The sequence below is a fragment of the Microbacterium wangchenii genome, from assembly GCF_004564355.1.
In the GTDB taxonomy this organism is placed as follows: domain Bacteria; phylum Actinomycetota; class Actinomycetes; order Actinomycetales; family Microbacteriaceae; genus Microbacterium; species Microbacterium wangchenii.
In genome coordinates, this window is the sequence record NZ_CP038266.1 from 1,901,965 (window position 1) to 1,913,960 (window position 11,996).

Below are 11,996 nucleotides of genomic sequence, written 5' to 3' on the forward strand. Positions count from 1 at the left end.
GAATGGCTCCCGTTCAGGCTTGCACCGGAGCCCCGCACGGGCAACGCGCGGAAACCGGGACGAAAGGCCGTGGTGGCCCACGAGGGGCCTGAGTAGCTTTCAGGCATGACGCCCGCCATCGGTGTTGACGGTCCGGCTTCCGATGCGCTCCTGGGTGTCGGCAGGTTCTTCACGCGGCGGGAGCAGACGCCCGATCACCGGGCGGAGTTCCTCCAGGGCGGCCGCGAGGGCGACTCGTTCTACCGCGACCGCTGGAGCCACGACAAGGTGGTGCGCTCCACCCACGGGGTCAACTGCACGGGTTCGTGCTCGTGGAAGGTGTACGTCAAAGACGGCATCATCACGTGGGAGGCCCAGCAGACGGACTATCCCAGCGTGGGCCCCGATCGCCCCGAATACGAACCCCGCGGCTGCCCTCGCGGGGCCGCGTTCTCGTGGTACACCTACTCCCCCACGCGCGTGCGGTACCCCTACGTGCGCGGGGTGCTGCTGGAGGAGTACCGGCGCGCCAAAGCCGAGACCGGCGACCCTGTGCTCGCCTTCGGGAAGATCTCCACCGACCCCGAGATCCGCCGGCGCTACCAGCAGGCGCGCGGCAAGGGCGGACTGGTCCGTGCGACGTGGGCGGAGGCGGTCGAGCTCGTCGCGGCCGGCTACGTCCACACGATCAAGGAGTACGGCCCGGACCGTGTCGCCGGATTCTCCCCGATCCCGGCGATGTCGATGGTGTCGCACTGCATCGGCACGCGGTTCACGCAGCTTCTCGGCGGGGTGATGACCTCGTTCTACGACTGGTACGCCGACCTGCCGGTGGCCAGCCCGCAGGTCTTCGGCGACCAGACCGACGTGCCCGAATCCGGGGACTGGTGGGATGCCACGTACCTCATGATGTGGGGCTCCAACGTCCCTGTCACCCGCACGCCGGACGCGCACTGGATGACGGAGGTGCGCTACCGCGGCACGAAGGTGGTCGCCGTCTCCCCCGACTACGCCGACAACACCAAGTTCGCCGACGAGTGGCTGCCATGCCAGGCCGGCACCGACGCGGCCCTCGCCATGGCGATGGGGCACGTCATCCTCACCGAGAACTACGTGCAGCAGCGCGCACCGTTCTTCGCCGAGTACGCCCGCACGTACACCGACCTGCCGAACCTCATCACGCTCACCGCGCGCGCGGACGGAACGCTGGTCCCGGGCAAGTTCCTCACCGCCGCCGACCTGGGCGAGACGGCGCCCGAGGACGCATGGAAGACCGTCGTGCTGGATGCCGCCACCGCGCGCCCGTACGTGCCCAACGGCTCGATCGGCTTCCGGTACGCCCCGTCGGGCGAGGGGCGCTGGAACCTCGACCTCGAGGGTGTCGTCCCTGCGCTGTCGGTGCGGGACGCGCAGACGGCCGAGGAGCCGACCGAGGTGCTCCTGCCCCGCTTCGACGCCCCCGACGGTTCCGGCGGGGTGCTGCGGCGGGGCGTACCGGCGACACGGGTGGGCGGGAAGCTCGTCACCACCGTCCTCGACCTCATGCTCGCCCAGTACGGGGTCGGGCGCGATGGACTCCCCGGCGAGTGGCCCACCGGGTACGACGATGCGGCGACCCCGTATACGCCGGCCTGGCAGGAGGCCATCACGGGCGTGCCGGCGCAGGCATGCACGCGCATCGCCCGGGAGATCGCACAGAACTCCCTCGATTCGCGCGGCCGCACGATGATCATCATGGGCGCCGGGGTCTGCCAGTGGTTCCACGGCGATGCCACCTACCGCGCCATCCTCGCCCTCCTCATCCTCACGGGGGCGATGGGCCGCAACGGCGGGGGCTGGGCGCACTACGTGGGGCAGGAGAAGTGCCGTCCCATCACCGGGTGGCTCTCCCTGGCGAATGCACTGGACTGGGCTCGGCCGTCCCGGACCATGATCGGCACCGCCTACTGGTACATGCACACGGATCAGTGGCGCTTCGATGGCTACTCCGCCGATGCGCTGGCCTCACCGCTCGCGGAGGGGAACCTCACCGGCATGCACACCGCGGATGCCATCGCGCAGGCCGCACGGCTGGGCTGGATGCCGTTCTATCCGCAGTGGGATGTCAACCCGCTCGAGGTGGCGGATGCTGCATCCGCCGCCGTGGACGCCGGCGAGGCGAAGGATCCTGCTTCGTATGTGACGTCCCGGCTGGTGGACGGAACCCTCCAACCGGCGATCGCCGACGTGGACGCCCCACGGTCGTGGCCGCGTCTGCTCACGCTGTGGCGGTCGAATCTGATGGGGTCCTCGGCGAAGGGGAACGAGTACTTCCTGAAGCATCTGCTGGGCACGCAGAGCAACCTGATGGCCTCCGACGAGACCTCCGCGCGTCCCCGTGACATCGCGTGGCGCGACGATATCCCCGAGGGCAAGCTCGACCTCCTGGTGTCGGCCGATTTCCGCATGACCTCCACGACGCTGCTCTCGGACGTCGTCTTCCCCGCCGCGACCTGGTACGAGAAGTACGACCTGTCCTCGACCGACATGCACCCGTTCGTGCACGCCTTCACCCCCGCGATCGATCCGCCGTGGGAGGCGCGCAGCGACTTCGACATGTTCACCGCCATCGCCCGCGAGTTCTCCGAGATGGCACGCACGCACCTCGGGGTGCGCAAAGATCTCGTCTCCGCGCCCATGCAGCACGACACGCCCGGAGAAGTGAGCCAGCCCGGCGGGGTCGTGCGCGATTGGGCGCGCGGCGACGTGGAGCCCGTTCCCGGCAAGACCGCACCCAACCTGGTGGTGGTCGAGCGCGACTACACCGCGATCGCCGACAAGCTGGCGACCATCGGACCGCTGGCCGACAGTCTCGGATTCAACGTGAAGAACGTCACCTACGACGTCTCCGGTGAAGTGCAGCGGCTGGCCAAGGCCCACGGGGTGATGCTCGGCGGAGCTGCCGAGGGGCGCCCGGCGATGGACACCGACGTGAAGATGGCCGAGGCGATCCTCGCGTTCTCGGGCACGACCAACGGTGAACTCGCCGTGCAGGGCTTCACCACCCTGGAGAAGCGCGTCGGAAAGCCGCTCGTCGACCTTGCGGAGGGGTCGGAGGAGAAGCACATCACGTTCGCGATGACGCAGGCCGCTCCCGTGCCCGTGATCACGTCGCCGGAATGGTCGGGGTCGGAGACCGGCGGCCGGCGGTACGCGCCCTTCACCGTCAACATCGAGCGGTTGCAGCCCTTCCGCACCCTCACCGGCCGCATGCACTTCTACCTCGACCACGACTGGATGCGCGACCTCGGCGAGGCACTGCCGATCTTCCGCCCGCCGTTGGACATGCACCGCCTGTTCGGCGAGCCCAAGCTCGGCCCCGACGGACGTCAGCAGGTCGTGGTCCGCTACCTCACGCCGCACAACAAGTGGTCCATCCACTCGGAGTACCAGGACAACCTCCTCATGCTCTCCCTCTCCCGGGGCGGCCCGACGGTGTGGATGGCGGCCGAGGACGCGGCCGCCATCGACGTCGCCGACAACGAATGGGTGGAATGCGTCAACTCCAACGGGGTGTTCGTGGGCAGGGCGATCGTGTCGCACCGGATGCCTGCGGGCGTCGTGTACGTCCACCATGCGCAGGAGCGCACGATCGACGTGCCGAAATCGGAGGCGACCGGACGGCGGGGCGGGATCCACAACTCCCCCACGCGCCTCCTGGTCAAGCCCACTCATCTCATCGGGGGCTACGCGCAACTGGCGTACGCCTTCAACTATCTGGGCCCCACCGGCAACCAGCGCGACATGGTGGCCACGGTCCGCCGCCGCTCGCAGGAGGTGACGTACTGATGCGAGTGATGGCCCAGATGGGCATGGTGATGAACCTCGACAAGTGCATCGGGTGCCACACCTGCTCGGTGACCTGCAAGCAGGCATGGACGAACCGCGCCGGCACCGAGTACGTGTGGTTCAACAACGTGGAGACGCGTCCCGGTCAGGGCTACCCCCGTCGCTATGAGGACCAGGAGCAATGGCGCGGGGGCTGGACGATCAACCGTCGCGGGCGCCTGAAGCTGCGCACCGGCGGGCGGATGCGGCGGCTGCTGTCCATCTTCTCCTCGCCGGTGCAGCCCAAGCTGGAGGACTATTACGAGCCCTGGACCTACGACTACCGCACCCTCATCGACGCGCCCCTCGGCGATGACATGCCCGTCGCACGGCCGAAGTCGCTCATCACCGGGGAAGACACGAAGATCACGTGGTCGGCGAACTGGGATGACAACCTCGGCGGCGTCAGCGAGATGGGGATGCTCGACCCGGTCGTGGAGAAGGTACGTCGCGAATCCGAGGACGCCATCAAGTTCCAGTTCGAGCAGACGTTCATGTTCTACCTGCCGCGCATCTGCGAGCACTGCCTGAACCCCTCGTGCATGGCCTCGTGCCCCTCGGGTGCGATCTACAAGCGGTCGGAGGACGGTATCGTCCTCGTCGATCAGGACCGCTGCCGCGGCTGGCGCCAGTGCATCACCGGGTGCCCATACAAGAAGATGTACTTCAACCACAAGACGGGCAAGGCCGAGAAATGCACCATGTGCTATCCGCGGCTGGAGGTCGGCATCCCCACGATCTGCTCCGAGACGTGCGTGGGGCGTCTGCGCTACCTCGGGCTCTTCCTGTACGACGCCGACGGCGTCACGGAGGCGGCCTCCACACCGAACGAGCAGGACCTGTACGAGGCGCAGCTGAACCTGATCCTCGACCCGGACGACCCCGCGGTGATCCAGGCGGCGCGGGAGCAGGACATCCCCGAGGACTGGCTGGATGCGGCGCGCCGGTCACCCGTGTACGCGCTGGCGAAGAAGTACCGCGTGGCGCTGCCGCTGCATCCCGAATATCGCACCATGCCGATGGTCTGGTACATCCCGCCCCTGTCGCCCATCGTCGATCTGCTCCGCGACCAGGGCCACGACGCCGAGGCGGCCGGCACGCTGTTCGGTGCGATCGAGGCGCTCCGCATTCCCGTGGAGTACCTCGCCGAGCTGTTCACCGCCGGCGACGCCACGATCATCACGACGGTGCTCCGCCGCCTCGCTGGAATGCGCGCGTACCTGCGCGACATCACTCTGGGACGCGAGGCCGACGAGTCCATCGCGGAGTCGGTCGGTATGGACGGCGAGACGCTCTACGCGATGTACCGGCTGCTGGCGATCGCGAAGTACGAGGACCGCTACGTCATCCCCACCGCGCACTACGAGCAGGCGCACGACCTGGAAGAACTCGGGTGCTCGCTCGACTTCGACGGCGGACCCTATGCGAACGCGTCGGCGCCGTTCGGTGAGGCCAGCGGAACGCCGACGCCGGTGGCGGTGGAGACCTTCCAAGCGCTCCAGGATCGGCAGACCTCCGACTCCCGGGCGAGCGGGGACACCATGCGCGGACGGGTGAACCTGCTCAACTGGGACGGCAACGGCGCCCCGGGCGGGCTCTTCCCCCCGCGGCGCGACGATCGCGAAGGCGAGGGCTCCTGATGAACCGCGCGGTCGTGTACCAGGCCGCCTCCATAGCCCTGAGCTACCCCACAGACGAAGTGTTGGCGATGAGGGCGATCGTTCGGCAGGCCCTCACGGAGTCCGCGGCGTCGGCGACGGATCACTTCGCGCCGCTGCTGGACTGGTGGGAGGAGGAACCGGCGGAGACCGTGCAGCAGACCTACGTCGACGTGTTCGACATGTCCAAGCGGCACGCGCTCTACCTGTCCTACTGGACCGACGGCGACACCCGCCGGCGTGGCCAGGTGCTCGCCGACATGAAGCGGCGCTACCGGGAGCACGGTCTCGAACTCACCGGCACCGGCGAACTGCCCGATCATCTGCCGCTCGTCCTCGAGTTCGCCCGCCATGCCCCGGATTCGGGAGCGCAGCTGCTGCAGGAGTACCGCGCGAGCCTCGAGCTCATCCGCCTCGCACTGGCCGACCGCTCGTCCCCGTATGCGGGTGTGCTCGTGGCCGTCTGCCAGACCCTTCCCGGACGATCTCCGCAGGATCGGGAGCAGGCCATGGCGATGGCGGCGTCCGGGCCGCCCGCCGAATCCGTCGGACTCGACGCGTACGACCCGCGCCTGCTGCCGATGGCCGGGACGGGAGGGCGCTGATGGACGTCTTCCTGTGGGGCGTGCTGCCGTACGTCACGATCGTGCTCCTGGTCGGCGGGCTCGTCTGGCGCTACCGGTACGACCAGTTCGGCTGGACCACGCGCTCATCCCAGCTCTACGAGTCGCGTCTCCTGCGCATCGGGTCTCCGCTGTTCCACTTCGGCATCCTCATCGTCCTCATCGGCCACATCATGGGACTCGTCATCCCCGAGTCCTGGACGGACGCGATCGGTGTGACCGAAGACACCTACCATGCCGTGGCGCTCATCCTCGGAACCTTCGCCGGGTTCGCCACTCTCGTCGGGGTCGTCATCCTCATCTACCGGCGCCGCACCACCGGCCCCGTCTTCATGGCCACCACCAAGAACGACAAGACGATGTACGTCGTGCTCGTGGCGGCGATCATCACGGGGCTGGCCACCACCGTGATCAGCGCCGTGGATCCCTCTCCCGACCAGAACTATCGGGACTCGGTCGCGCCGTGGTTCCGCTCCATCTTCATCCTCCAGCCCGACATCGCCGCGATGAACGCAGCGCCCCTGGCGTTCCACATCCACACCCTCGCGGGGATGGCACTGTTCATCCTGTGGCCGTTCACCCGGCTCGTCCACGCCTTCACCGCGCCCGTCCAGTACCTGTTCCGTCCGTACATCGTCTACCGCAGCCGCGACCGCCGACCCACCACAGCCGGCGCAACGCGACGCGGGTGGGCGCCGGTGGGCACTCCCGACCGCGCGCCCGAGCGTGTCCGGCGGGGACGGCGATGACCACGCGGAACGCGCGCCGCGCCGTCACCGGCCCGTTGGCCGGGCGCGGCCGCAACCTCGCACTGGCCCTGGTCTCCTTCGCCGTCACCTTCTGGGCCTGGAACATCATCGGCCCCATCGGGGTCAGCTACGCCGACGACCTGGACCTGACCCCCACCCAGCTCTCGATGGCGATCGCGACCCCCGTCCTGGTCGGATCCGCCGGCCGCATCGTCACCGGGGCCCTCACCGACCGATTCGGCGGCCGGATCATGTTCAGCGTCCTGACGGCCGTCTCCGCCATCCCGGTGATCCTGGTGATGTGGGCCGGCGAGGCCGGGTCGTACCCGCTCCTGCTGCTGTTCGGCTTCATCCTCGGTATCGCCGGGACGACGTTCGCCGTCGGCATCCCCTTCGTCAACGCCTGGTACGACCCCAGCAAGCGCGGCTTCGCGACGGGGCTCTTCGGGGCCGGGATGGGTGGCACTGCTCTCTCGGCGTTCTTCACGCCCCGCCTGGTGACCTCGCTCGGCTATGTCTGGACCCACATCGCCATCGCCGCGGCCCTGCTCGTGGTGGCCGCCGTGGTCTGGTTCGGGATGCGGGATTCCCCGTCCTGGCACCCCAACCGCGACCGTGTGCTTCCCAAGCTGGAGGAGGCGGCCCGCCTGACCGTGACGTGGCAGATGGCGTTCCTGTACGCCGTGACCTTCGGGGGCTTCGTCGCCTTCTCCACCTACCTGCCCACATATCTCCGCGAGGTGTACGGATACGATCTGGCCGAGGCAGGAACGCGCACCGCGGGGTTCGCCGTCGCGGCCGTCATCGCACGGCCCGTCGGCGGCTGGCTGTCCGACCGGTTCGGTCCCGCGGTGATCACCGGCGTCTCACTCGCCGGCGCCGCGGTCATGGCCGTGGTCATCTCCCTCCAGCCGCCGCCCGAGCTGCTCGCCGGTGCATCCTTCATCGCCATGGCGATCTCGCTCGGGCTGGGGACGGGATCGGTCTTCGCGTGGGTCGCCCAGCGGGCTCCCGCAGCCAACGTCGGCTCCGTGACGGGGATCGTGGGGGCCGCCGGCGGCTTCGGAGGATTCTTCCCTCCTCTGGTCATGGGCGCCACCTACGACCCCGAGACCCATCGCTACACCGTCGGACTGCTGCTGCTGTGCGCGACGGCGGCCATCGCCTTCGTCTTCACGATCTACCTCGCGCGCCGCCGCGCCCCGGTCCCCCAGGCAAGGGCGGGATCAGGACGACGCTGAGCGCAGTCCTAGGATGTGGTCGTGACCGCCGCCCCTGCCGCCGCCCGATTCGATTCCGCGGTCTACCGCGACCGCCTCAGCCGCGCCGCGCGCGCCGCGGCCGCCGCCGGCCTGGATGCGATCGTGGTGACCCCCGGGCCCGACCTCCGCTACCTCCTGGGCGCCACCGCATCCACGCACGAGCGGTTGACCGCACTGGTGGTGCCGGCGGAGGGCGCTGCGGCTGTCGTCGCGCCGCGCATGGAGCGGGCGTCACTGGGAGGCTCCGCCGTCGCCGACCTGGACCTGGCCGTCCACGAATGGGTCGACGGCGAGGATCCGTACCGGCTCGTCGCGCGGCTCATCCCCGGCCAGGGACGATTCGCCGTCGACGAGGCGATGCCCGCCCTCCACACGCTGCCCCTCGCCGACGCGCTCACGCGGACGCCGGTCCTGGCGACTGCCGTCCTGCGCGAGCTGCGCGCGGTCAAGGACGCCGACGAGATCGCGGCGCTCCGCCGCGCGGGCGACGCGATCGACCGCGTGCACGCGCGGATGGCGGAGTTCCTGCAGGTCGGCCGCACCGAGCGGGAAGTCGCCGACCTCATCGCTTCCGCGATCCTGGACGAAGGGCACCAGGAGGTGGCGTTCGTGGTGGTGGGCGCCGGGCCGCACGGCGCCGACCCGCACCACGAGGTGTCCGACCGCGTCGTGACCCGCGGTGACGTCGTCGTGGTCGACATCGGCGGCGCGGTCGCGCCGGGCTACTACTCCGACTCCACGCGCACGTACGTCATGGGAACCCCCGACCCCGCTGTCGCGGAGCGCTTCGCCGTGCTCGAGCGGGCGCAGCAGGCAGCCGTGGATGCCGTGCGCCCGGGGGTCACCGCCACCCACGTCGACCGTGCCGCGCGCGACCTGCTGGTCGCGGCGGGGCTCGGGGAAGCCTTCCTGCACCGCACCGGTCACGGCATCGGGCTGTCCGTGCACGAAGAGCCGTACATCGTGACGGACGACGAGACCGTCCTGCGCGCGGGCATGGCTTTCAGCATCGAGCCGGGCATCTATTTCCCTGGACGCTGGGGCGCGCGCATCGAGGACATCGTCGTGGTCACCGAGTCCGGCTCCGAGTCGCTCAATCGACGCCCACACGGTCTCACCGTGCTGGAGTGACCCGTGCAGCAGCCTCCGGTTGACAGTGCCGGGTTGACAGTGCCGGTTTGACAGCGGCGGGTCGCCGCCAGCGATACTCGTGGGATGTCCACCTCAGTGATCGACCTCGACGGGCTGCGCTTCGCGATGGTCTCCTCCACCGCCAGCATCGTCGACCCGCACGCCCCCACGACCTTCACCTACCACCAGGACGGCCGGCTCGTCTGGGGCGAGTACACGGGTGACACCGTCACGGAGGGCCGCTTCGTCGGGTCCGTGGAGGGTGACGTCGTGAGCATCTCCTTCGCCCACGCCCTCGCCGCCGACGGCACCGTCGTGCGCGGCAGCGCGGACAGCCGGATCGAGGACGCCGAGGACGGCCGCATGCGCCTGGTGGAGAGCTTCGCGGTGGGCGGCGTCGAGCACGAGAGCATCTGCATCCAGCTGTGAGCCGGATCAGCCCGCCGGACGGTCGGAGCTGGTCGCGACGAAGCTCACGAGCCCTCCCTGGGGAGGTCGCTCGCGGGCCGGGATATCGGTGGGAAGCACATAGGGCCGCTCGAACACCTCGTTGAGGATGAGAACCGTCTCCACCCGCGCGACGTGCGGCAGCGAGGCGATGCCGCCGGCCACGAGCGCGTAGATGCCCTGCACATCGATGCTGCGCACGAGCAGCATGATGTCGTGCTCGCCGGTGGTGATCTTGGCCGACTCCACCTCGGGCAGATTCCGCACCGCGGTGAAGAACTCCTCCCAGCTCTGCGGATGCACCGAGCAGAAGACGAGCGCGCACACGCCGAGGCCCGCCCTCGCCGCATCGACGCGAGCGCTGTACCCGGTGATGACGCCGGCGCGGGTCAGGGCCTCGACCCGGCTGTACGCGCTCGCGCGCGAGATGCCGACCCGGGCAGCCAGCGCCGCAATCGAAACACGACCGTCATCTCGGAGCACACGGAGGATGTCATAGCCGATTTCGTCGATCTGAACGGCTGATCGTCCAGCCGAGTGCATCCGCGGTTCGCTCATATTGGACATTCTGCACGCTGGTCGAACCGCAGTCGACTGAACGCGTCGGTGACCCGCAGAATCTCGGATAGAGTGCGACCAAACCCCGTGGACACCTTCCAGATGTCCAAGTACCCGACCAGGAGGACCCGCCTGTGGCCCGACCACGCGCCCGCGCCGCCGCCGCGCTCATCGCTGCGACCGCCCTCGCCCTCGCCGGATGTTCCGGCGGAAACTCGGCCGACAACGGCGGCAACGGTGAGGGAGCCCCCTCCACCCTTGTCATCGACACGGCCTTCTCGCTCGAGACCGGCGACCCCGGCCGGAACTACGTCCCCACCGGCAACCTCGTCCTGCACGCCGTCTACGACACGCTGCTGACCTTCACCGGCGACGACACCACACCGCAGCCGTCCCTGGCGACGATGGAGCAGAACGAGGATGCGACCGAGTTCACGTTCACGCTCGACGAGGACCGCGTGTTCTCCGACGGGTCTCCGGTGACCGCCGATGATGTCGTGTTCTCGCTCAACCGCGTCGCCGGCATGACCGACTCGAAGGCGAACTTCCTCATGACGGGGATCACCGTCGAGAAGGTCGATGACACCACCGTCGTCCTCAAGACCGAGCAGCCCTCGCTCCAGCTTCCCGCGATCGTCACGAACCCCTCGCTGTCGATCCTCAACGCCGAAGAAGTCGAGGCGAACGGGGGCGCCGTCGACACCGCCGACGCGGCACAGGAGTTCCTCGACGGCGCCTCCGCAGGCTCGGGACCGTACCTGCTGGACTCCCTCGACCTCACCACGCAGGTGGTGCTGGTGGAGAACCCGGAGTACAACGGCCCGACCCCGCCGGCATACGACAAGATCGTCGTCCGCAACGTGACCGAAAGCGCCACCCAGCTGATCAACCTGAAGGGCGGCGACTCGAACATCGCCGTGGATCTGAGCGGTGACCAGGTCGAGAGCCTCGGCGAAGACTTCACCGTGGACTCGGTGCCCTCAGCCGAGACGATCTTCCTCCTCATCAACCAGAACGCAGAGGTCGCCCCTGCCACGGCGACCCCCGCATTCGCCGAGGCGATCCGCTACGCGCTGGACTACGACAAGATCCTCGAGCTCGCCGGCGCCGGCGCGGCACAGGCGTCCGGGGTCATCCCCCCGATGTTCGCCGGTGCGCTCGACGAGGGTGTCTCGCAGGACCTCGACCGCGCCCAGGCCGCGCTGGCGGAGTCCGGCTACGCCGGGGAGACGCTGAAGCTGCAGTTCCCCAACGACAACCCCGTCGGCGGCGTCGAGTTCACGCCGGTCGCGGAGCGCGTGCAGGAGCAGCTGAAGGCCGTCGGCATCAACATCGAGCTGGCCCCCGCCCCCTTCGCCACCGAGATCGACCCGTACGTCAACGGCACCGGAGCATTCTCGATGTGGTATTGGGGTCCGGACTACGCCGACACCTCGTCGTTCCTGCCCTTCGGGCCGGGCGAGAAGGTCGGCCTGCGCGCGGGCTGGCCCGCCGAGGCGGCGCCGGAGATCGCCGCCCAGGTCGCCGCGGCGCGCAACGCCACCTCCGGCGACGAGCGCACCGAGGCCTTCACGGCCTACGCGACGGCGATGCAGGAGAGCGGCCCGTTCGTTCCGCTCATCGTGCCGGGCAACAACGTCGCGAGTGACACCTCGGTGACGGGACTGACCTACAACCCGACGTGGACGCTGGATCTCACGGCACTCTCCCCCGCCGAGTGAC

9 protein-coding genes are annotated in these 11,996 nt (G+C 69.2%); 8 read left to right on the forward strand and 1 reads right to left on the reverse strand.

Translation table 11 applies throughout. From position 1 onward, the window contains the following. Nucleotides 1-105: 105 nt before the first annotated feature. The 7 genes from E4K62_RS09115 (at nt 106) to E4K62_RS09145 (ending at nt 9,698) form a co-directional block, all read left to right on the forward strand. Nucleotides 106-3,807: a nitrate reductase subunit alpha gene (locus E4K62_RS09115; RefSeq protein ID WP_135066517.1), complete on the forward strand. Its 3,702-nt coding sequence runs from the start codon at nt 106-108 to the stop codon at nt 3,805-3,807. Then, nucleotides 3,807-5,486, forward strand: a complete 1,680-nt coding sequence (narH, locus tag E4K62_RS09120; RefSeq protein WP_135066520.1) for a nitrate reductase subunit beta — start codon at nt 3,807-3,809, stop codon at nt 5,484-5,486. The genes E4K62_RS09115 and narH overlap by 1 nt, the downstream gene beginning before the upstream one ends. Beyond that, entirely contained in the window at nt 5,486-6,109 is a 624-nt protein-coding gene (narJ, locus tag E4K62_RS09125) for a nitrate reductase molybdenum cofactor assembly chaperone (protein WP_135066523.1), read from the forward strand. The genes narH and narJ overlap by 1 nt, the downstream gene beginning before the upstream one ends. Then, nucleotides 6,109-6,876: a respiratory nitrate reductase subunit gamma gene (gene narI, locus E4K62_RS09130; RefSeq protein WP_135066526.1), complete on the forward strand. Its 768-nt coding sequence runs from the start codon at nt 6,109-6,111 to the stop codon at nt 6,874-6,876. Before narJ ends, narI begins: the two co-directional genes overlap by 1 nt. Further along, complete coding sequence (locus E4K62_RS09135; protein WP_135066529.1) at nt 6,873-8,117, forward strand: MFS transporter; 1,245 nt, start codon at nt 6,873-6,875, stop codon at nt 8,115-8,117. The genes narI and E4K62_RS09135 overlap by 4 nt, the downstream gene beginning before the upstream one ends. Nucleotides 8,118-8,138: 21 nt before the next feature. Further along, nucleotides 8,139-9,269 carry a M24 family metallopeptidase gene (locus E4K62_RS09140; RefSeq protein ID WP_205805921.1) on the forward strand — a complete coding sequence of 377 codons (1,131 nt, stop codon included), beginning with the start codon at nt 8,139-8,141 and terminating at the stop codon, nt 9,267-9,269. Between the two features lie 84 nt (nt 9,270-9,353). Further along, nucleotides 9,354-9,698, forward strand: coding sequence for an avidin-fold protein (locus E4K62_RS09145; protein WP_205805923.1), 345 nt, complete (start codon nt 9,354-9,356; stop codon nt 9,696-9,698). Nucleotides 9,699-9,704: 6 nt separating this feature from the next. On the opposite strand, the gene E4K62_RS09150 is transcribed toward E4K62_RS09145, so the two are convergent. Further along, nucleotides 9,705-10,274, reverse strand: a complete 570-nt coding sequence (locus E4K62_RS09150; RefSeq protein ID WP_240742877.1) for an Lrp/AsnC family transcriptional regulator — start codon at nt 10,272-10,274, stop codon at nt 9,705-9,707. A gap of 134 nt (nt 10,275-10,408) precedes the next feature. Here E4K62_RS09150 and E4K62_RS09155 point away from each other — a divergent pair, with 134 nt between their 5' ends. After that, nucleotides 10,409-11,995, forward strand: coding sequence for an ABC transporter substrate-binding protein (locus E4K62_RS09155; RefSeq protein ID WP_240742878.1), 1,587 nt, complete (start codon nt 10,409-10,411; stop codon nt 11,993-11,995). The last annotated feature ends 1 nt before the right edge of the window (nt 11,996 follow it).

Coding starts and splice junctions, on each gene's coding strand:
- E4K62_RS09145 (WP_205805923.1), top strand. CDS start 9,354: ATGTCCACCTCAGTGATCGACCTCGACGGGCTGCGCTTCGCGATGGTC.
- E4K62_RS09150 (WP_240742877.1), bottom strand. CDS start 10,274: ATGAGCGAACCGCGGATGCACTCGGCTGGACGATCAGCCGTTCAGATC.
- E4K62_RS09115 (WP_135066517.1), top strand. CDS start 106: ATGACGCCCGCCATCGGTGTTGACGGTCCGGCTTCCGATGCGCTCCTG.
- E4K62_RS09135 (WP_135066529.1), top strand. CDS start 6,873: ATGACCACGCGGAACGCGCGCCGCGCCGTCACCGGCCCGTTGGCCGGG.
- narJ (WP_135066523.1), top strand. CDS start 5,486: ATGAACCGCGCGGTCGTGTACCAGGCCGCCTCCATAGCCCTGAGCTAC.
- narI (WP_135066526.1), top strand. CDS start 6,109: ATGGACGTCTTCCTGTGGGGCGTGCTGCCGTACGTCACGATCGTGCTC.
- narH (WP_135066520.1), top strand. CDS start 3,807: ATGCGAGTGATGGCCCAGATGGGCATGGTGATGAACCTCGACAAGTGC.